Source organism: Adlercreutzia sp. (assembly GCF_056795635.1).
Genome location: NZ_JBQIIT010000020.1, coordinates 12,680 through 32,413, shown reverse-complemented (window position 1 = coordinate 32,413; position 19,734 = coordinate 12,680). Strand labels below are relative to the sequence as shown.

The window sequence follows — 19,734 nt, the reverse complement described above, 5'->3', positions numbered from 1 at the left end:
AACATGCCCACCACCCTGGATGCCACCGAGTACCTTCAGGAAAACGGCGTCGTGTTCTTCCCCGGCAAGGCCGCCAACGCCGGCGGCGTGGCCACCTCGGGCCTGGAGATGTCCCAGAACTCCGAGCGCCTGTCGTGGACCTTCGAGGAAGTGGACGCGAAGCTGAACGGCATCATGGTGTCCATCTACCACGCCATCGACGATGCCGCCAAGCGCTACGGCCATGAGGGCAACTACGTCATGGGCGCCAACATCGCCGGCTTCGAGAAGGTCGCCAACGCCATGATGGCCCAGGGCGTCGTGTAATTGGTCCCGTTCGCCCTGACGAGACGAACGGGCCTGCCGATGCTGCGCGGCTCTGACGCATTTCGCCTTGCCCCTTGTTTTGGGCGCGGCGTTGGCGAAGCCAGCTTGGCCCAAAGGCGGCCAATGCGAAACGTGTCAGAGCCGCTCGCTGACTTTAGGAACGACCTGTGAGTGACACAAAGGACCCCGATGCGAATCGGGGTCCTTTTTAGCGTGCTAGAATGGCGATGTTCGTACAACGAGAGGGGAGAGGGATGGCTATTCGCGAAGACATAGGGGCGTTCCTCGCCGCCCATGCTGATGAGAGTTACCAGGCGTTCCAGGCGAAGCTCATTCCGAACATCGATGGGGGCACTATTGTGGGCGTGCGCACGCCGGATCTGCGGAAGTTCGCGAAGGGGCTCGCGCGACGCAAGGATGTGGGGGAGTTCCTGACGGCGCTGCCCCACGGCACCTTCGAGGAGAACCAGTTGCACTCGTTCGTCATCGCCCGGGAGCGCGACGGCGGCCGGCTCGTCGGGGCCATCGAGGACTTCCTGCCCTTCGTGGACAACTGGGCCACCTGCGACCAGCTCTCCTGTCGGGGGCTCGCCGCCGATCCGGAAGCGACGCTGGCGAAGGTACGGGTGTGGCTGGAAAGCGACCACGAGTACACGGTGCGCTTCGCCATCGGGGTGCTCATGCAGCTGTTCCTCGACGAGCGCTTCCGTCCGGAGTATTTTGGCTGGGTCATTGGCATCGCCCGCTCCGAGTACTACGTGAACATGATGCGCGCCTGGTACTTCGCCGAGGCCCTGGTGCGGCAGCCCGAGGCCGCCGAGGAGGTCATCGCAGCGGGTGCGCTCGACGAGTGGACCCATAACAAGGCCATCCAGAAGGCCATCGAGAGCCGCCGCATTTCCCCCGAGCAGAAAGAACGCCTGCGGACCCTGAAGCGCCGTTCGTGACAGCGCTTCGATAGCTGAAGGCCGTAGGGCTGTGGTTTTGAATCCGCCCCTGGGCTATGCGGGAACGAATTCCAGTTTGAGGCGCATATCAAGTCCCCTTGCGATTCGCTCGAGGGTGCGCAGGGAGGGGTTGCCGTTGCCGTTCTCCAGCTTGCTTATGTCTGCCTGGTTGATGCCGGTGATATCGGCGAGCTCCTTCTGCGTGATGCCTTTGGCTGCCCGCCCGTCGAGCATGGCCCTGATGATCTGGAATTCGGGTTCGAGAGCGTCCCACTCGGCCCGGAACACCGGATCTGTCAGGCGCTCGTTGAGGCTGTCTCGGAAGTTCTTAGTCATGGTCGTTGCCGCCTTCCCGCTTGAGGAAATCGGATCGATAGCGCTGCGCGGTCTCAAGCTCCCTCGCAGGGGTCTTCTGCGTCTTCTTCATGAACCCGTTCGTGAGTATCACCCTTTTCCCGATGACGAAAAAGTAGAGCACCCTTGCCGCTTGGCTTCCTTGGCTCGCCCTCAGCTCGAAGATTCCATCGCCCAAGGATTTCGAGTACGGCTCCCGCAGGCTGTTCCCTTTGAGTTCCAATAGTTCGATGAGACGGTAGAGCTTCGCTTGCATTCCGTTGTCTTGGGAGAGGATGAACTCTTCGGCGGGGAATGAGCCGCGAGGCGTTTCGTAGAATTCGACGCTGAATCCGTTCATGTTCTCCTCCTCATAATATGGGATAAAACAAATAAAATCAATAGGATCGCGGCAAGGTGCTCTCTCTGTTAGCGTAGTGAGATGATAGCATAAAAACAGAACAAATGTTCATAAAATTGAGGTAAATAAGAACACGTGTTCCATGGTATACTGCTGTCATGGATACTGACCGGACATACGTTTGCATCGACTTGAAGAGCTTCTACGCCTCGGTGGAATGCGTGGCCCGTGGGCTCGATCCCATGGAGGCTCGGCTCGTGGTGGCCGACCCCGACCGCACGGTCACCACCATCTGCTTGGCCGTGAGCCCGGCCATGAAGGCCCTCGGCGTGCGCAACCGCTGCCGGGTATTCGAGATTCCCGAGGGGCTCGACTACGTTATGGCCCGGCCGCGCATGCGGGCCTATATGGCCGCCTCGGCGGATATCTACGGGGTGTACCTGCGTTATGTGAGCCCCGACGACATTCACCCGTACTCCATCGACGAGTGCTTCATCGATGCCACGGCCTACCTCGGTCTCTATGGCATGACGGCCCGCGAGTTCGCCAGCGCCCTGCGCGATGCGGTGCGGGCCGAGACGGGCATTCCCGCCACAGCGGGCATCGGCCCGAACCTGTTCCTTGCCAAGGTGGCCCTCGACATCTCGGCGAAACATGCCGTCGACGGCATCGGTCTGTTGGACGAGTGCTCCTTCCGCGAGCAGATCTGGACGCACCGGCCCATCACCGACATCTGGAACATCGGCCCGGGCATCGCCCGGCGGCTGGCCCGCTACCATGCGTTCGACCTGAAGGGCATCACGGAGATGGATTCCGACGTGCTCTATCGCGAGTTCGGGGTGAACGCCGAGTACCTCATCGACCACGCCTGGGGCCTGGAGCCCTGCACCATCGCCGAGATCAAGGCCTACGAGCCGGAATCCTCCTCGGTCATGAACGGCCAGGCGCTGCCCTACGGCTACTCCTTCGACGACGGCCTCATGGTCATGCGGGAGATGTGCGACGACACGGTGCTGGAACTGGTGGAGAAGCGCCTGGTGACCGATCATATCTCGCTCCACGTCAGCTACGAGTGGGAGCGGGGCGCCCGGGCGGCCGCGGGCTCTGAGGCGGGAGAGGCTTCCAGCTCCGACAGGGAAGCGGGGGAGGGCCCGGGTCCGGTTCTCTTCCAGGGCGAGCACGGCCTGCGGCCCGTGGTCCGCTCGCGGCCCCACGGCGGTGGAGGGCGCCGCCTGCCCGAGCGCACGAACTCCTTCAAGAAGCTGTTCGGCTACTTGGAAGCGCTCTGGCGCGAGAGCGTGGACCCCAGCCGGCTCATCCGCAAGATCAGCCTCGGCTTCGGCAACCTGGTGGACGAGGACTTCGCCACGGTGGACCTGTTCACCGATTGCGAGGCCACCGCCCGGGAGCGCCGCCGCCAGGAGGCCGTGCTCGCCGTGAAGGAGAAGTTCGGCAAGAACGCCCTCATCAAGGGTACGAGTCTGAAGGAGCACGCCATGGGGCGCGAGCGCAACCTTCTGGTAGGGGGCCATCGTGGATGAGCGCGGCGACCTGTTCGAGGACCTTGTCTGGGAAGAGGTGCCCGGGCTGCCGGTGCCCGCAGGGCTGGGCCGGCCTCATCCCGACCGCGCCCGCCAGTTCATGCCCTTCGCCGCCCTGCGGGGCTACTACGACCTCGTCCATGCCAAGGAGGCGGTGCCCGAGCGGCGGCGTCCCCTCACCGAGGAGGAGGCACGGGAGCTCGACGAGACCCTCGCGACCCTCGCCCGGGGCGCCATGGTACGGGTCACCTCCTACGAGAACAATGCCTACCGCACCGACGTGGGCATCGTCAGCCAGGTGGATGTGATATACCGCGATCTCTGGATCGTGCGCACTCGCGTGCCCTTCTCGGCCATCTGCGCCATCGAGCGGCTCGATTCGTGAGGGGGCCATCCCTTATGGCGAATCGAAGAAGAGGGAACATTCTTGCAACACTGCCGGGGTCTGGGGAATCTTATGGGGGAGACGTCTTGAGAAGAGAGGAGGACCCGCCGTGGACGCACAGCTTTTTGCCGAGCGATACCGACAGTTGCACGGGGACCTCTACCGTTTCGCCCTCTGCGTGACGGGAAACGCCCACGATGCCGAGGATGCAGTGGCCGAGGGGGTGCTGGCGGCCTACGAGCACCGCGGCCAGCTGCGCCGCGACAGCGCCTTCAAGTCGTGGCTGTTCCAGATCGTGGCCAACCGCTGCCGACGGCGCCTCTCTGTGGGGAAGCGCTGCGCCCCGGCCGACCCCGGCGATTTGGAGCCGCTCTCGCCGCCCGGCCTGGACGGCGCCGAGGCCGCGGCGGTGCGGGATGCCTTCGCTGCCCTGGCCGAGGCGGATCGGCTCATTGTGGGGTTCTCGGTCTTCGGAGGCTACAACAGCCACGAGATAGGGGCGGCGATGCAGATGAACCCGAGCACCGTCCGCAGCCGGCGCAAGCGCGCCCTGGCGCAGATGGCTTCGATGTTGGAAGGTGGTGTGCGATGAACCAGGATGAGAAGCGCACGGTCGATGCCCTGCGCCGCGCGGCCGAGGAGTGGGCGGTGCCTCCCTCCCTTGAACCCGATGCCATGATGGAGCGCCTGTCGGCCCTCGCTCCCGTGGCCCCGCGTCGCCCCCGCCGCCGGCGATGGATGGCGGCGGCCGCTGCCGTGCTCGCGGTCGCTCTCGGCCTTGGTGCCGTGATCGGCCTTGCAGACCCGCTGGGGCTGGTTGCCGTCCCCGGTGAAGATACTCCCGCAGCGCCAACCGAGCCGATCGTCTTCGGCGAGGCCGAGACAGTGCGCGCGGCTTCAAGCTACGACGAGGTGGCCGCCTGCTTCGCAGCCTATCGGGAGCGTATCGAAGCCGAGCGCGCCGAGGCGGCCGAAGGGGCCAGGGCCGGCCTGTTCGGCCTAGATCTCAGTGCCTCGGCGGGCGGCGGGGACGATGTCGTCATGGAGTCGGCGGCGGAGGCCGATACGGCGGCGATAGCCGGGGGCGATACCGACTTCTCCGGGACGAACGTGCGTACCGAGGGGGTGGACGAGGCAGACGTGGTGAAGACCGACGGCACGCACCTCTACGTCCTCGCCGACAGTGGCCGGCGCATCGCCATCGTGAGCGCCGAGGAGGGGGCCCTGGAGACAGTGGGCTCCATCGAGGCGGCCGAGGGGCGCTCCATCGTGGAGTTCTACCTGGAGGGTGGCCGTCTGTTCGCGGTGACGACCACGGCCTGGTACGAGGCCGACGAGGCCCCCGAGAGTACCGAACTGGTCACCTTCGATCTGTCTGACCCGTCCCACCCCGTCGAGGCGGGATCCCTGGCCCAGAGCGGCGCCTACCGCACCTCGCGCTTCGTCGACGGCCATCTCTACCTGTTCAGCCTCTTCTTCCCCTCCGGCGACCCGGAGCGGGGCGATCCTGTCGCCCTGGCGCCGACGGTGAACGGGCGGGCCCTGGATTGCGACGACATCTTCCTGCCCGCCGACGATGAGGCCGACGGCTTCCTTGTGGTCACGGCCGTAGACGCCGATGACCCCACGGAGGCGACGGCCCAGAAGGGGCTGCTCCATTGCTCCGGCGAGCTGTACGTCGGCGCAGAGGGCATCTACATCTACGAGGACAACTACCGTGGCAAGAACAGCGCCACCGATATTGTGCGCCTGGCCTACGGCGCGGGCACGGTGACCGCCGGGGCCCAGGCCACGGTGCGCGGAACGGTGAACGACAGCTTCAGCATCGACGAGTACGACGGTCATCTGCGGGTGGTCACCACCATCTATGGCGAGCAGGGCCAGACGACCAACGGCCTGTTCGTCCTGGACGGGGCCATGGAGGAGGTGGGCTCCATCGTGGGGCTCGCCGAGGGCGAAACGGTGCGGTCGGCCCGCTTCATGGGAGATGTGGGCTATTTCGTCACGTTCCGCCAGATCGATCCCTTGTTCACCGTCGATCTGTCCGACCCGGCCGCACCCGAGGTCGTAGGCGAGCTGAAGATTCCCGGTTTCTCGGCCTACCTGCATCCCTACGGCGAGCACCGCCTGCTCGGAATCGGCTGGGACGCGGGCCCCGAGGGCACGGGCGCCGCGAAGCTCACCATGTTCGACACCGCCGATCCGGCCGATGTGCGGGAGGCGGCCACCTGTGTGCTCGAAGGGGTCTGGACCGTGGGGGCTCTCGACGACTATCGCGCCGCCCTCGTGGAGCCCGAGCGCAACCTCATCGGCTTCTCCGGTTTCGGCGAGAAGCGGGGGAGTGCTCCCCTGGAGGACGACGCCTACCAGCCGGTGGTGGAATCGGGCGAGTACTACTATCTGTTCAGCTACGATGAGGAAGAGGGCTTCGTCCAGGGCATGGAGGCCCTGCTCGCCGACGGCGAGGGCAGCCCCGTGCGCGGGGTGCGCATCGGTGAGGTACTCTATGCGGCCAGCGGCGTGGCCATCGAGAGCTTCTCCCTTCAAGGCGGCGATCCCATCGCGGCCCTGGAATTGTAGTAGGATGGGAGGCCGTAGATGCCGACGAGCGAGGAAAGCGAGTAGAGCATGAGCGAGATCGTCTGCCCCCATTGCCACACCCCCTTCACGGTGGATGAGAGCGGGTATGCGGCCATTCTGAGCCAAGTGCGCGACCAGGAATTCCAGCGGGAGCTGGCCGCCCGCGAGCGCCTGCTTAATGAGAGCCGCGCCCAGGAGATCGAGCTGGCCCGGGCCGAAGTGCGCGATCAGATGACGCGGCAGCTGGCCGAGAGCCGGGCGAAGAGCGCCGCCGAGCTTGCCGAAGAGCAGAGAAGGCTGGCGGCTCAGGCCGAGCAGCTCAAGGCCGAGGCGGGCGAGCTGAGGCTGGCGGCCCAAGCCGAGAAGGCGGATCTGGAGAAGCAGGTGGCTGCCCTGCGGGTTCAGCTGGACTCGCAGGAGGAGGCCCTGCGGCTGTCCGCCGAGGCCGAGAAGATGGCCCTGGCCCAGGAGCGCGACGGGCTGAGGGCCCGGCTGGCCACCCAGGCCGCCGAGGCCGAGGCCGCCCGCACCCGGGCCGTGAGCGAAGTCCGCGCCGCCGAGGCCGAGCGGTTGCAGGCCGTCCAGCGCGAGCGGGACGAGCTGGCCCAGAAACTGGAGGCGGCTCGGCAGCAGGCATCCATGGAGATGCAACTGGCCGTGCAGCGCACCGAGGCTGCGGCCCGGGACGCCCAGGTGGCCGTGGAGCGCGAGCGGGACGAGCTGCGGGCTCAGGTGGCCCGCGAGCAGGACGCCCTCGTGCGGGCCGCGGCCGAGCACAAGGTGGAGCTGGCCGAGCGCCTGAAGATGAAGGACGAGCTCATCGCCGACCGCGAGCGGGAGATCGAGCGCATCCAAGATATGAAGGCGCGCCTGTCCACGAAGATGCTCGGGGAGACGCTCGAGCAGCACTGCGAGATCGAGTTCAACCGCCTGCGCCCCACGGCCTTCCCCCGGGCCTACTTCGAGAAGGACAACGAGGTGGTGGAGGGCACCAAGGGCGACTTCGTCTTCCGCGACTTCGACGAGGAGGGCAACGAGATCGTCTCCATCATGTTCGAGATGAAGAACGAGGCCGACGACTCCACCCACCGGAAGACCAACGAGTCCCACTTCAAGAAGCTCGATGCCGACCGCACGAAGAAGGGCTGCGAATACGCCGTGCTCGTGTCGCTGCTGGAGCCGGAGAGCGAGTTGTACAACGCCGGCATCACCGACGTGTCCTACCGCTTTGAGAAGATGTACGTCATCCGCCCGCAGTTCTTCATCCCGCTCATCACGCTGTTACGCAACGCGGCCCTGTCCTCCCTGGAGTACCGCCGCGAGCTGGCGCTGGTGCGCCAGCAGAACATCGACGTGACGAACTTCGAGGACTCCCTGGCCGACTTCAAGGATCGGTTCGGCCGCAACTACCGCATCGCGAGCGACAAGTTCCGGAAGGCCATCGAGGAGATCGACAAGTCCATCGACCACCTCCAGAAGATCAAGGACAACCTCATCGGCAGCGAGAACCAGCTGCGCCTGGCCAATGACAAGGCCGAGGACCTCACGGTGAAGAAGCTCACCCGCAAGAACCCCACCATGCGGGCGCTGTTCGACGAGGCGCGGGAGGCCCGAGCGGCCGAAGGTGCTTCCGAGGCCGGTCTGCCCGCTGGGGACGGGGCCGTTGCTGAGGTGCGGGCCGAGGTCGTCGGGGACGAGTAGGGGGCGCCGCTGCCCCGGGGCCTCGGGGCGGGATCGGCATCCTTCCCTGGCGGAAGAGCGCGCAAAAGAGGCCCGGGCGCAGACCCGGGCCTCGGCGTTGATCGGTGTCGGGAGGGTGGTTGTGTCGGAGGGGCCGCCCCTAGCCCTGGCGCAGCTTCAGGGCCGCGGCCAAGCGGCGCCCCTTGCCGCACTTGGGTTTGGAGAGCGGGCAGTGCTTCTTGCAGCAGGTGCAGTGGGAGAGCTTCAGCGCTGCCGAGGCCTTCTCGCAGCCCTTGCAGCCTGTGGCCTTCTTCTCGCCCTTGCAGCCGGTGTGCTTCTTCTTGCGCTTGAGCTTGTCGGCCTTCTTGTCGGCAGCGGCCTTCTTCTGCTTCTTGTCCTTCTTGCTTGCCATGGAAAACCTCGTCTCGAAGAGGGTGGAATGTCTGTTCGCCGAGGCAGTCTATCACGGGGAAGCGCTGTCAATCAACCGTGGCTAACAAAATGCCACAGCAGCGGGAAGATTTCATAACTGTACCTTTTTAAGTACACTCAGTCCTCGGCACTCCTCTATGATATCCCCATCGTATTCAAGGAAATGGAGGACGCCATGGCGAACACAGCTCAATCAATCTGCGTCGTGGAGAACACTACCGTGGCCGGCACGCGCCACGTGGCCGGCATGGCCGAGATGGCCGAGGGCTATGGGGCGGGGGAGCGTTTCTCCCTCGTGCGCGATCCGCGCAACCGCTTCGACCCCTGGGCCGTGGAAGTGCGCGACGGGCAGGATCGGCGCGTCGGCTACGTGTCCTGCGAGTGCAACGAGTTCGTGGGGCGTCTCATCGACGGGGGCAAGTCCGTGGAGGGCCGTCTCGTGGCCCGCGAGCAGGTCGGTGCCTGGTGCCGCCTGGTGATGGGGGTGCATCTCAATGACTAGCGTCGCCGCCCTCGACCGCCGCGCAACGGCCGTCACCCTGGCCCAGCGGGCCGCCCGCGCCGTCTTCGGCGCCCCGAGCGTGCGCCGCTCCAATGGGGGCGCCGAGGCCAGCTTCACCCCGCGGGTGCTGCGCGGTCCCTCTTGGCGTGCCCGTCGGGCGGCCACGGGGGTCTTCGCCGTAGATCGCCAGGGCGCTGAGGCCACAGAGCGCCTGCCCCGCATCTGGGTGAGCGAGCCGGCCGTCGACGGGCCGGGCCGCACCTTTGTTGCCGCCTATCCCGCCGGCCCCGACCGGGGTGGCTGGCGCGCCTTCGAGCTGGCGGAGGTGTACTTTGCCGAGGCCCTCGGCCTGGTGGGCGACGAGCACCGCGCCCGTCGCATCGATTGCTACCGGGCCGCCGAGATCCTGCTTCTGCATGCTGCTGCCCGCGGCAGCGTGGGCGCCCATTGCCGTTTGGGCATCATGTACGCGGATGATCTGTGCGAGGGCGACTACTGGCGCGGGCTTTTGGAGTGCCGCGCCCTCCATGCAGCCGACACGCCGCTTGCCGAGCGCGCCTACCGGCACTTCTCCTTCGGCGCCCTTCACGGCCATGGGGAGTGCTGTTGGCGCCTGGGCGAGCTCGTGGCCGCCGGCCGGGGCTGCGCGCCCGATGCGGCTCGGGCCGTCTCGCTGTACCGCCGGGCCTTCGATCTGGAGAACGGGCGCATTGACGAGGACCGCGCCCAGACGGGCAACGCCGCCCTGCGCCTGGCCCGGGCCTTCGAGCGCGGGTGCGGCTGCGAGCAGAGCTTCCGCCGGGCGCGCACGTGGTACCGGGTGGCGGCTGTGGCGCTCGGTGCGGCCTTCGACGCCGGGCAGTGGCACTTCAAGCGCGAGCGCCTGGAGGCGCGGCGCGGGGTTGCCCGCATGGCCCAGGAGATCGCGGGCTGCTACTGAGTGCAGAAAGGGGCATCGCGGGATGAGGCGGTCGGCGCATTGGTGCCGGGCCGCCGAGCCCCCGCGTTGGCTGCGTGCGGCCCGCGAGGGGAGGGAAAGTGCCAGCGCCATCTGCAGTTGGGGTACAATGATCGGCTGAAACATCTGCGAGGAAGGAACGGGGCGTGCGCGAATCCGTCACGGAGCTCTATACGACCATCGAGAAGGCCCACGGGGCCGCCAAGCGCGCTGCAGCCGCCGGCGGGGCGGCATCGCTCGGCACCGCCCGCGCGACGCCGGCCACGCTTGTGGCCGAGCTGTGGGAGCTGTGGGGCGACGGGCGCTCGCTCGTGAGCCGCGCGCAGCGGGAGCTGCTCGTGGGCGCTGCGTTGCGGCGCCAGGAGGCTCTGGTGGCCTCGGCGGGAACGGCCGAGCTGCTCGCGCGGTTCTTCGCCCGATACGGAGGCGCCCTGGCCCGCTGCGGACGGGATGCCACCCTGACCGAACGGGAGCGCGCCGTGCTGCGCCTTGGCGCCGACTATCGCGCCGCTCTGGGCGAAGCCGCCCTCGTCGAGGCCGACGAGGCGGCGTTCCTGCTCGCGGAGGCGGCCTGCGCGGGCGAGGTGCGCCTCCCCTCCGTCGTCGCATTCGATCCGGCGGATGCGGGGCCGGGCGTGGCGGCGCTTCTGCGCCAGTGCGGTTGCGTGGGCACCGAAAGCGGAGAGCCCTTCGCCGTCGGCGGCTTGCCCGAGGGGGTCGAGCTCTCCGTGCTTCTGGCCGCGGGCCCGGCAGCCACGCCGGCGCTCGTGCTGGGCGAGCTGGGCCGGGCGTTGGAGGAGGGCGCGGCGACGGCTCTGGTGTGCGCTCCGGACGCGCGCACGCTCTACGACCTTCTGGCGCCGTCTTTGGCCGCTGACGGTATCGGCTGCGACCTTCGCTGCGCCGTGCCGTGGGATGAGACGCTGGTCGGACGAGCGTGGGGCGCCGTGGAGCGCCTCGGCTCTTCGACGCGCCCCGCCGCGGCGGCCACCGATTTCGCCTACAACGCGCTCTCCGGTATGGACGGCGTGGAAGGGCGCCGCCTGAACGGCATGCTGCGCGGCGACCGCCTCGCCGACGGCCCGGCAGCTGCTGCGTTTCTGCGCGCGGCTTCTCCGGCCTTCGCCGTCTTCGAGCGTCTGCAGCGCGCCTTCTCCGCCGCCGGCGCCGTCGATGCCGCCCGCCCCTCCGCCCTCGCCGATCTCCAGGCGCTCGAACGGACGGTGCGCGAGGCGCGGGGGCTCACGGCCGCCGAGCGCGCCCGGGAGCTGGCTGCCGTTGCCGCCTTCGCCGATCTGGCCGAGGCCGCCTGGTCGCTCGGTGTTCCGCTCGCCGACGCCGGGTCTCTTCTGGCCTCCCGCAAGATCTCTGTGAGCGCCCGCGCCGCGGCAGACGCCGATGCCCGCGTGGAGTTCGCCGGGCTCGACCGCCTGACGTCGCTTCTGCCCGACAGCTACGATACGGTGATTCTAGCCGATATGACCGACGCCGCCTTCCCGGCTGCCCAGACGCGGACGGCGCTGGACGGCCTGGCCCGGAAGCTGGGGCTTCCCGCGCCGGCCGATGCCCTGGAGCGGCAGCGTCGCCGTTTCCGCGCTGGGAAGGACGCCGCGCGCCGCCGCCTCGGCCTCGTCGTGGCCCAGCGCACCGCCGGAGGGGAGGAGGCCTATCCCGCCTTCCTTCTGAAGGAGTTCGCCGCGGCGGTGGCCGACGATGCTCGTGCGGCCGCCCGGGCTGCGGGGGACGCCGACGAGGCGGCCTTCTGGGACGAGTGCGACGAGGACGCCTTCGGCCTTCCCGTGCCCCTTCTGCGCGGTGCGCATCGTCTCGGCGAGGACGATCTGCCGGCCTCGGTCGGTGCCGCCTTCGCGCCCGTTGCGGAGCGCGTGTCCCTGCAGGCGGTGCGCCGAGGGCGCCTCGACCGGCTCCAGCTGGTGCGCTTTCTGCGCACGGCCGACGAGGAGGGGCGCGCTGTCGTCGTGCTGTCTCCCTCGGCGCTCGAGCTGTACCTGGGCTGCCCCTATGCGTGGTTCCTGGAGCGGCGCGTGGGGGCAGCTGCCCTCGACGAGGGGTTCGGCCCCTTAGAGAAGGGCAGCTTCGCCCATAGCGTGCTGGCGCGCTTCTACGACGAGGCGGCCCGACAGGGCATCGCGTGCCTGGGCGGCGCTTCCGCCGCGACGTGGGAGCCGCTGTTCGAGGCGACTTTCGACGCGGTGTCAGCCGAGCAGGCCGCCCTTGAGCCGGGAAGCGGCCGCCTGGTGGCGCTTACCGAGGCCGAGGGGCTGGAGCTTGCGCGCTTGCGGTCGCAGCTGCGCGAGAGCCTGCATCGCCAGGCCCGTTTCGCGCCGTCGTTCGCGGTACGGGCCCACGAGCACGTTATCGCGGCGGAAGATGGCGTGGACTACGCCGGCGTGCGCGTTAACGGCCGTGTGGACCGCATCGACGTGGACGAGGCCGCCGGCCGCTTCGCCGTCATAGACTACAAGGGCGCGGTGGGCGCCGAGTACGCCGCCGCCATGGACGACGATGCCGAGGCGCCCCCTTTGCCCAAGCGCGTCCAGGGGCTCGTCTACGCCCAGGCGCTGCGCGCCTCCCTTCCGGGACTGCACTGCGCCGGCGCCCTGTACCTGTCCTATCGCACCCGCACCGATAAGGACATGGTGGCCGGCGCTGCCGATGCGGCGGTCTTCGGAGAGAACCCCCTCGTGGGCCGCGCCTCGGTGGTGCCCATGAACTTCGACGCCTACCTGGATGCCGTGGAAGCGCTCGTGGCCGAGCAGGTGCGTCGCCTGTACGCGGGGGACATCGCCCCCGACCCGCGCTTTGCCGGCATCTGCTCCTACTGCCCGGCCGTGGGCTGCGAAAGGAGGCTCTCGTGAATCTCGATCGCTGCACCAAAGGCCAGCGCACGGTAGTGACGACGCTCGACGCACCGCTCATGGTGTCGGCCGGCGCCGGCTCCGGCAAGACCTTCACCCTCACTCAGCGGGTGGCCTTCGCCCTTTCTCCCGAGGCGGGGGAGGCCGGCCTCTCGTCGGTGGATGAGCTTCTGGCCATCACCTTCACCACCAAGGCGGCCGCCGAACTGAAGGGGCGCATCAAGGGGCTCCTGTTGTCCGAGGGGCTTGAGGGCGAGGCGCTGAAGGTGGACGACGCCTGGGTGTCCACCATCCACGGCATGGCCGCCCGCATCCTGCGCGAGCACGCGCTGGAGGTGGGGCTCGATCCGGCCTTTCAGGTGATCGGCGAGGTGGAGGCCGGCGAGCTTCTGACCGAGGCCGCCGAGCGCGTGGTGGCCCGGGCGCGCGAGGCGGGCGCGGGGCCGGTGCACGAGCTCCTGTCCCGCGAGAAGCTCCAGGGATCCTCGTTCAACGACCGAGGGGCGGTGGACTTCGCCCTGGCCATCGCCGAGCGCGTGCACGCCATGCCCCGCGGCTTCACCGGGCTCGTTGAGGCGCCAGTGCCCGTCTCGCCCTCGCTTGTGGTGCGCTGCGCCTGCGAGGCCGCCGCCGAGATGCGCGCGGCCGCCGAGGCATGGTCGAAGCCGTCGAAGACCAAGGTGGCCTTCCTCGAGCGTCTGGAGGCGGCCGTGGAGGCCGCCGAGGCGTGGCTTGCGGATGCGCCGAACACCGGTTTCGCCGATGCGGACTTCGACGCCGACGGGTTCGGTGCCGTCTTCTACGGTTTCCCCCTCACCACCGGAGCCGCGGTGGGCAAGGCCGACGCGCCGGCCTTCGAGGCGTGGCAGGAAGCCATGGTGGAGCTGGAGCGCGAGGTGCGCGCGGGCCTGTCGGTGCGCTGGCAGGCCGCGGTGACGATGCTTGCCCGCGAGATCGAGGACGAGTTCGCCCGCTGCAAGGGCCCCTCGCGTCTGGACAACGGCGACTTGCTCACGCGCTGCGCCGCCGCGCTTTCCGACCACCCTTCCATCGCCGAGAGCCTGCGGCAGCGCTTCAGGATCATCATGGTGGACGAGTTCCAGGACACCGACCGCCTGCAGGTGGACATCGTCGGCCGCATCGCGCAGCCCGGGTTCGCGAACGTGTGCACGGTGGGCGACGCCCAGCAGTCCATCTACCGGTTCCGCGGCGCCGACGTGAACGTGTTCACCGAGTACCGCTCGGATCTGGCGGTCCGCGCCGGCGCGGATGCCCTCGTGCAGCTCGATTGGAACTTCCGCAGCCACGGCGATGTGCTGGCCCTTGTGGAACGCATCTTCTCCCAGCCGACGGTGTTCGGCGACGACTTTTTGCGCCTGGAGGCGCGAGGCGCGGTCAACAAGGAGCCCGATGCGCTCTTCGACGGGGGCGCCCGTCCGCGCGTCTGCCTGTCGGCGGTGCACTATCCGGCACGGGGCTTCGACGCCTCCCGGGCGCGCGACGCGGGCGCCGAGGCAGTGGCCGAGCACTTCGCCGAGCTTGCGGCCGCCGGGGCGCGACCGGGGCAGATGGTCATCCTGCTGGGAAAGATGACCCATGCCCATCGCTATGCCGCAGCCCTGCGGGCACGGGGCATTCCCTCCATGATCGCCGGCGGATCGGTGTTCTCGCGCCTGCCCGAGCCGGCGCTCGTCTCGGCGCTGCTGCGCTGGGCCGTGAACGCCTCCGATGACGAGGCGCTCTACCAGGTGCTCGCCTCGCCGCTGTTCGCCATATCGGATGATGTGCTCTTGGCACTGGCGTCCTCGACGGACGACGACGGCTGCTGCCGCCGGCGGCTGGCGGCGGGCTTCCTCTCGCCGCAAGGGGACGACCAGGCCCGTGCGCTCGGGCTCTCGGAGAACGACCTTGCCGCCCTTGCCATGGCTCGGCGCCAGCTTCTCGCTTTCGGCCGCCGCGCCCGCACCGGTGATGCGGCCGGTGCCCTGCGCGGGCTTCTCGTGGGCTCGGGGCTGCTCGACCGGCTGCAGGACGCGGGGGTGGACGGCCTCGCCCAGGGGGCGAACTTCGCCAAGGCCCTGCGGCTGGTGGCCGACATGGAGCCAGCCAGCCAGGGTGTCGCCTCCGTGTCCGCCGCCTTCGACGCGCACCTGGCCTGCGCCAAGGAGGCACCGGGCGCGCTGGCTGCCGCCGAGGGCGATTTCGTGCGCATCATGACCGTGCACGCCTCCAAGGGCCTGGAGTTTCCCCATGTGGCCGTGGCCGACCTGAAGGACGGCCGGGAGAGCGCCGGGTCCCTCGTGGTGGAGAACGTGGGCCCGCTCAGCTTCGCGGCGGCGAGCCGCGCTCCCGAGGGCCCGTGGGCCGACGCGGCGGCGAAGTACGACCGCCAGGCGAAGAAGCTCGGGTGCGACGACGATGACGAGCTGCTCGCGCTCTTCGAGGACGCGACGTCGGCCCCTGATCGCTTGAGGGGGCTTTCCTGCGGGCGGCGCTACGGGGCCCTGGCGGCCTATGCGCGCGCTCAGGCCCTGGCTGAGGCGCGGCGCCTGCTGTACGTGGCGCTCACCCGTGCGAGCCGTTCGCTGTTCGTGTCCATGGTCTTCAAGCGCGATCCGGCCAAGGGCTACGGGGACACGGGCATCTTCGAGGATATTCACGGCGCGCTGCCCTGGAGCTGCGAGGGCGCGCGAGCGGTCAGCGAGCTCGACTACGGCGGCACCGCTCCGGCCCGGGTGGTTTTCCGCCAGCTCGGTGCCGAGGAAGATGCGGAATCGCCGGCAGATGCGGGCGATCCCGGCGACCCCGGTGCTTGCAGCGGGGAAGGGGCCGCCTGTGCCGGCGCCAGCGGCGAAGATGGGGGCAGCGGCGAGGATTCCGACGCCCCCTTCATCGTCGCCGTGCGCGAGGAGCTGCCGGCACCGGCGCTGCTTCCCTTCAACTTCTCCCGGGCGCAGCTGTACTCCTACACGTCGCTTTCGGGCGCCCATGCCCACAGCGACGAGCCTGCGGCCGAGGACGAAGCGGGCAATGCCGCGCCGGCCCCCGCGCCCGCAGGCGGGGCGCTCGCGGGGCCGGAGGGGGATGACGCCGCTGAGAGCGCCACCGCTCTGGGCACCGCCTTCCACCGCCTGGCCCAGCAGGCCATCGAGCTGAGCGAGCGGGGGACGCTCTTCGTGCCCGGAGAGGCGGCTGTAGAGGCCCAGATCCAGAAGGAGGGACTGTCGGTTGGTCAGCAGGAGCGCCTGCGCGTGGCACTGGCCCGCTGGCTCGGAAGCGACGAGGCCGCCCGCTTCGCCGCCTACGAGCACCGCGCCGCCGAGGTGCCCTTCATCGTGCAGGTTCCTGCCGCCGCCTCGGATGGCTTTGCTGCCGGGGTGAGGGAGAGCTTCTTCCTGGAAGGGGAGATAGACGGCCTGGCCGACAACGGCGACGGCGCGGCCTTTCTCATCGACTACAAGACCGGCGGTCGCGACGACGAGACGCCCGAGCAACTTGACGAGAAGCATCGCCTTCAGGCCAGCTGCTACGCCTACGCCCTCATGCGCGCGGGCTACACCTCGGTCGAGGCCCACTTCCTGCGCATCGAGCGCACTGCGACCGAAAACCCCCGCGATCCGCAGATCGTGCCCTACCGTTTCGAAACCAGCGACCTGCCCGCTCTGGAAACCCTTATAATCGGCAAGCAGAAAGAGGCGACAGCCTAGCGCAGCCCTGGGGCGCGAGCCCCGCGATAGACAAGGAGGCCCCCCGTGGCCCGTGAGCATACCGGAACCAACCGCGAGCGCAGCGAGTACTACGGTGCGCTGCAGGATATCGTGGACGCGCTATACGCGCCCTTCGGCGATCTGGACCCTACCGTGGCCGAGGCCATCGGCGCCACGGTGCGCCGGCTCGATGTGGTGGTAGCGGCCGAGGCGGCCGATCTGCCCGAGGAGCTGTACCGCATTGTCACGCTGCTGCCGCCCGGCGACTACACCCGCTCCCGGCTGTGCACCCAGCTGAACTCCGCCATCGCCGGCCACGCCTGGGGCCAGGTCTACGGCACGGTGGAGTAGGGGAGCGCAGTAGGCGGTAGAGGAGATGCGGGGTGTTCTGACCGAGCGAGTTCCGCAGCGACGGGAAATGCCCTGTGGGCATTTCCCCAAAGCGAGGACTGTTTGAGCGAATCAGAATACCCCGCAGCTCCGTCCGACGCAGATTCGCAAATTTCGGTGCGCCCTAGGCAAAAAAAGAGGAGCCCCAGCGGGGCTCCTCGTGCGTTCCGGGCCGTTGGCCCGGAAAAGCGCCTTCCCTAGAAGCGCAGGCTCAGGCAGGACAGGCCGCCGTCCACCTTGCGGTACTCGGAGGTGTCCACCACAAGCGTCTTGTAGCCGAGATCCTGCACGGCCTTGAGCACCGTGGGATAGCCCTCGGGCACGATGACGGTGCCGTTCACCCAGATGCAGTTGGCGCCGTAGGCCTCCTCCTCGGGCACGATCACCTTGTTGTACTCGGCGAAGTCCGGCTTGTCGATGAACTCGCCGGAGACGAGCATGTTGCCGTCCTCCAGATAGTTCACGCCGGTCTTCAGGTGCAGCACCTCTTCCAGCGGCACCTCGGAACCGGACAGGCCCCAGCCCTCGAGGATCTCGATGAACTGGCGGATGCCCTCCTCGTTGGTACGGGCCGAGCGGCCCACGAAGAAGTGGTCGCCCACCATCATGACGTCGCCGCCGTCGAGCGTGCCCGGGGCCACGATGTGGGCCACATGATCGTCATCGAAGAACTGGCGGATGGTCGGCTCGATCTCGTCCTTCTCGCCGTTGCGGGAATCGGCGCCGGGGTTGGTGATGATGGCGCCGCAGCGCGTGATGACCGCCGGATCCTCCACGAAGCAGGAATCCGGGTAGGCCTCCAGGGCGGGCAGCTCGGTCACTTCCGCGCCGCACTGCTTGAGGGCGGCGATGTAGTCGTCGTGCTCCTCCACGGCGCGCTCGTAGATGGGCTGGCCCAGCTCCGGGGCGCTCGTGATGCCGTCGCAGAGGGAACGGCCCGGCTTGCGGACGATGACGTTGCTGAACTTGGTCATAGATGACTCCTTGTCTCCGTTGAACGCGCTTCTTCGTGCGCGAAAACAGTGTATCCCTAACCCGCGGCCGCAGGGCCGAGAATGACATCTTCTTCAAACGCGAAGCGCCGGTGCCGCCCGTGGCGGGCGGCACCGGCGCGCTAGCATCGTCCCAGGTTGGGCGGGGCTAGCCCTCCTCGCGCTCCACGATGACGTCGCCGAGGAAGCGGATGATGTCGTCGGACTCGAACATCGGCTCGCCGTCCACGATCAGGCAGGGCACTTGCCCCTTGCCGGCGATGCGCATAAGGTCGTCCTTCACGCCCGGCTCCAGGGTGTTGCGCATGGGCAGGGCGATGTCCTCCTCTTCCATGAAAGCGAGCACCTTCTGGCAGAAGGGGCAGGTGGGCTTGTAGTACAGAACCATGTTGTCGAGATACATTGCGGGCTCCTTTCATCGGGTCGTTCCCATGATGGGCCACGGGAGGTCCCCGAGGCGGCGGCGCGGGGCAACTGTTGGCGCATTGTGAAGGTGCCGCTCGGCCCTTACGTGGGGCTTTCCGCTCACCGTTGGGGGTACAATGGCCGGGCAAGCAACAGGTAGCCCGGGTCATGCGCCCGCGCGGCGGCACGGGCTCGCGACGAAGGAGAACGAGAACATGGGTAGGGTCTACAACTTTTCCGCCGGTCCCGCCGTGCTGCCCGAGGAGGTGCTGCGCCAAGCGGCCGCCGAGATGCTCGACTACAACGGCACCGGTATGTCCGTCATGGAGATGAGCCACCGCTCTGCGCCCTTCGCCTCCATCATCGAGACCGCCGAGGCCGACCTGCGCGAGCTTATGGCCATCCCCGACAACTACCAGGTGCTCTTCCTCCAGGGCGGCGCCACCCAGCAGTTCGCCGCCATCCCCATGAACCTCATGCAGAACAAGAAGGCCGACTACATCGTGTCCGGCTCTTGGTCCAAGAAGGCTTTCAAGGAGGCCCAGCTCTACGGCGAGGCCCGCTGTGTGGCCTCGTCGGAGGACGAGAACTTCTCCTATGTGCCCGACCTGTCCGGCCTTACCTTCGACGCCGATGCCGACTACGTCTACATCTGCCAGAACGAGACCATCTACGGCACCCGCTACCCGTCCCTGCCCGACACCGGCGACATCCCGCTCGTGACCGACGTGAGTTCCATGTTCCTCTCCGAGCCCATGGACGTATCCCGGTTCGGCCTCATCTACGGCGGCGTGCAAAAGAACATCGGCCCGGCCGGCGTGACCATCGTCATCGTCCGCGACGATCTGGTGCGCGAGGACGTGCTGCCCTTCACCCCCTCCATCATGCGCTACACCACCCAGGTGAAGGCGAAGTCGCTGTCCAACACCCCGCCGGCCTACGGCATCTACATCTGCGGCCTCGTGTTTAAGTGGCTGAAGGAGATGGGGGGCCTGGCCGTCATGGCCGAGCGCAACCGCGAGAAGGCCGCTATCCTCTACGACTACCTCGACCAGAGCGAGCTCTTCCGCGGCACCGCGCGCAAGGAGGATCGCTCCCTCATGAACGTGCCCTTCGTGACCGGGTCGGCCGAGCTGGACGCCCTGTTCGTGGCCGAGGCGAAGTCCCACGGCATCGAGTCCATCAAGGGCCACCGCTCCGTGGGCGGCATGCGCGCGAGCATCTACAATGCCATGCCGAAGGCCGGCGTGGAGGCGCTCGTGGCCTTCATGGCCGAGTTCGAGAAGAACAACGGGTAACAGAAAAGGGAAGGGCCCCGGGCTGGGCCGCCGGCTGC

At 68.2% G+C, this 19,734-nt stretch carries 17 protein-coding genes and 1 pseudogene; 13 read left to right on the top strand and 5 right to left on the bottom strand.

Features of this window, described 5'->3' with window-relative positions:
• Positions 1–306 (top strand): annotated as a pseudogene (locus ACTOXK_RS10115) (NADP-specific glutamate dehydrogenase); the annotation flags it as partial.
• Positions 307–560: 254 nt separating this feature from the next.
• Entirely contained in the window at positions 561–1,253 is a 693-nt protein-coding gene (locus ACTOXK_RS10110) for a DNA alkylation repair protein (protein ID WP_482278164.1), read from the top strand.
• A gap of 54 nt (positions 1,254–1,307) precedes the next feature.
• Here the strand turns inward: ACTOXK_RS10110 and ACTOXK_RS10105 are convergent, their stop codons facing one another.
• Complete coding sequence (locus ACTOXK_RS10105) at positions 1,308–1,589, bottom strand: helix-turn-helix domain-containing protein (RefSeq protein WP_482278165.1); 282 nt, start codon at positions 1,587–1,589, stop codon at positions 1,308–1,310.
• Complete coding sequence (locus ACTOXK_RS10100) at positions 1,582–1,947, bottom strand: type II toxin-antitoxin system RelE/ParE family toxin (RefSeq protein ID WP_482278166.1); 366 nt, start codon at positions 1,945–1,947, stop codon at positions 1,582–1,584. The genes ACTOXK_RS10105 and ACTOXK_RS10100 overlap by 8 nt, the downstream gene beginning before the upstream one ends.
• A 158-nt stretch (positions 1,948–2,105) precedes the next feature.
• Between ACTOXK_RS10100 and ACTOXK_RS10095 the strand changes: the two genes are divergently transcribed.
• The 5 genes from ACTOXK_RS10095 (at position 2,106) to ACTOXK_RS10075 (ending at position 8,154) form a co-directional block, all read left to right on the top strand.
• A complete protein-coding gene (locus ACTOXK_RS10095) occupies positions 2,106–3,488 on the top strand; it encodes a Y-family DNA polymerase (protein WP_482278167.1) in 1,383 nt (460 codons plus the stop codon).
• On the top strand, positions 3,481–3,873 hold the full coding sequence (locus ACTOXK_RS10090; RefSeq protein WP_482278168.1) for a hypothetical protein: 393 nt from the start codon (positions 3,481–3,483) through the stop codon (positions 3,871–3,873). Before ACTOXK_RS10095 ends, ACTOXK_RS10090 begins: the two co-directional genes overlap by 8 nt.
• Positions 3,874–3,982: 109 nt before the next feature.
• Positions 3,983–4,465: an RNA polymerase sigma factor gene (locus ACTOXK_RS10085; protein WP_482278169.1), complete on the top strand. Its 483-nt coding sequence runs from the start codon at positions 3,983–3,985 to the stop codon at positions 4,463–4,465.
• The gene (locus tag ACTOXK_RS10080; RefSeq protein WP_482278170.1) at positions 4,462–6,453 is read left to right on the top strand and encodes a beta-propeller domain-containing protein; all 1,992 of its coding nucleotides are present in this window, start codon (positions 4,462–4,464) and stop codon (positions 6,451–6,453) included. The genes ACTOXK_RS10085 and ACTOXK_RS10080 overlap by 4 nt, the downstream gene beginning before the upstream one ends.
• A gap of 48 nt (positions 6,454–6,501) precedes the next feature.
• Entirely contained in the window at positions 6,502–8,154 is a 1,653-nt protein-coding gene (locus ACTOXK_RS10075; protein ID WP_482278171.1) for a DUF2130 domain-containing protein, read from the top strand.
• A gap of 139 nt (positions 8,155–8,293) precedes the next feature.
• Here the strand turns inward: ACTOXK_RS10075 and ACTOXK_RS10070 are convergent, their stop codons facing one another.
• Positions 8,294–8,545 carry a hypothetical protein gene (locus ACTOXK_RS10070; RefSeq protein WP_482278172.1) on the bottom strand — a complete coding sequence of 84 codons (252 nt, stop codon included), beginning with the start codon at positions 8,543–8,545 and terminating at the stop codon, positions 8,294–8,296.
• 195 nt (positions 8,546–8,740) lie between these two features.
• Between ACTOXK_RS10070 and ACTOXK_RS10065 the strand changes: the two genes are divergently transcribed.
• The 5 genes from ACTOXK_RS10065 to ACTOXK_RS10045 all read left to right on the top strand — a co-directional run bounded on the left by ACTOXK_RS10065 (position 8,741) and on the right by ACTOXK_RS10045 (position 16,962).
• The gene (locus ACTOXK_RS10065; protein WP_482278173.1) at positions 8,741–9,067 is read left to right on the top strand and encodes an HIRAN domain-containing protein; all 327 of its coding nucleotides are present in this window, start codon (positions 8,741–8,743) and stop codon (positions 9,065–9,067) included.
• Positions 9,060–10,007: a tetratricopeptide repeat protein gene (locus tag ACTOXK_RS10060; protein ID WP_482278174.1), complete on the top strand. Its 948-nt coding sequence runs from the start codon at positions 9,060–9,062 to the stop codon at positions 10,005–10,007. Before ACTOXK_RS10065 ends, ACTOXK_RS10060 begins: the two co-directional genes overlap by 8 nt.
• 164 nt (positions 10,008–10,171) lie before the next feature.
• Entirely contained in the window at positions 10,172–12,904 is a 2,733-nt protein-coding gene (locus tag ACTOXK_RS10055) for a PD-(D/E)XK nuclease family protein (RefSeq protein ID WP_482278175.1), read from the top strand.
• Positions 12,901–16,611 carry a UvrD-helicase domain-containing protein gene (locus ACTOXK_RS10050; RefSeq protein ID WP_482279298.1) on the top strand — a complete coding sequence of 1,237 codons (3,711 nt, stop codon included), beginning with the start codon at positions 12,901–12,903 and terminating at the stop codon, positions 16,609–16,611. The genes ACTOXK_RS10055 and ACTOXK_RS10050 overlap by 4 nt, the downstream gene beginning before the upstream one ends.
• 45 nt (positions 16,612–16,656) lie before the next feature.
• Positions 16,657–16,962 (top strand): hypothetical protein, encoded by a 306-nt coding sequence (locus ACTOXK_RS10045; RefSeq protein WP_482278287.1) that lies wholly within the window; start codon positions 16,657–16,659, stop codon positions 16,960–16,962.
• Positions 16,963–17,198: 236 nt separating this feature from the next.
• On the opposite strand, the gene ACTOXK_RS10040 is transcribed toward ACTOXK_RS10045, so the two are convergent.
• Both ACTOXK_RS10040 and ACTOXK_RS10035 read right to left on the bottom strand, forming a co-directional pair.
• Complete coding sequence (locus tag ACTOXK_RS10040) at positions 17,199–17,975, bottom strand: dimethylarginine dimethylaminohydrolase family protein (RefSeq protein ID WP_482278288.1); 777 nt, start codon at positions 17,973–17,975, stop codon at positions 17,199–17,201.
• Between the two features lie 166 nt (positions 17,976–18,141).
• Entirely contained in the window at positions 18,142–18,396 is a 255-nt protein-coding gene (locus tag ACTOXK_RS10035) for a glutathione S-transferase N-terminal domain-containing protein (RefSeq protein ID WP_482278289.1), read from the bottom strand.
• 217 nt (positions 18,397–18,613) lie between these two features.
• Here ACTOXK_RS10035 and serC point away from each other — a divergent pair, with 217 nt between their 5' ends.
• Complete coding sequence (gene serC / locus ACTOXK_RS10030; RefSeq protein ID WP_482278290.1) at positions 18,614–19,696, top strand: 3-phosphoserine/phosphohydroxythreonine transaminase; 1,083 nt, start codon at positions 18,614–18,616, stop codon at positions 19,694–19,696.
• Positions 19,697–19,734: the final 38 nt, after the last annotated feature.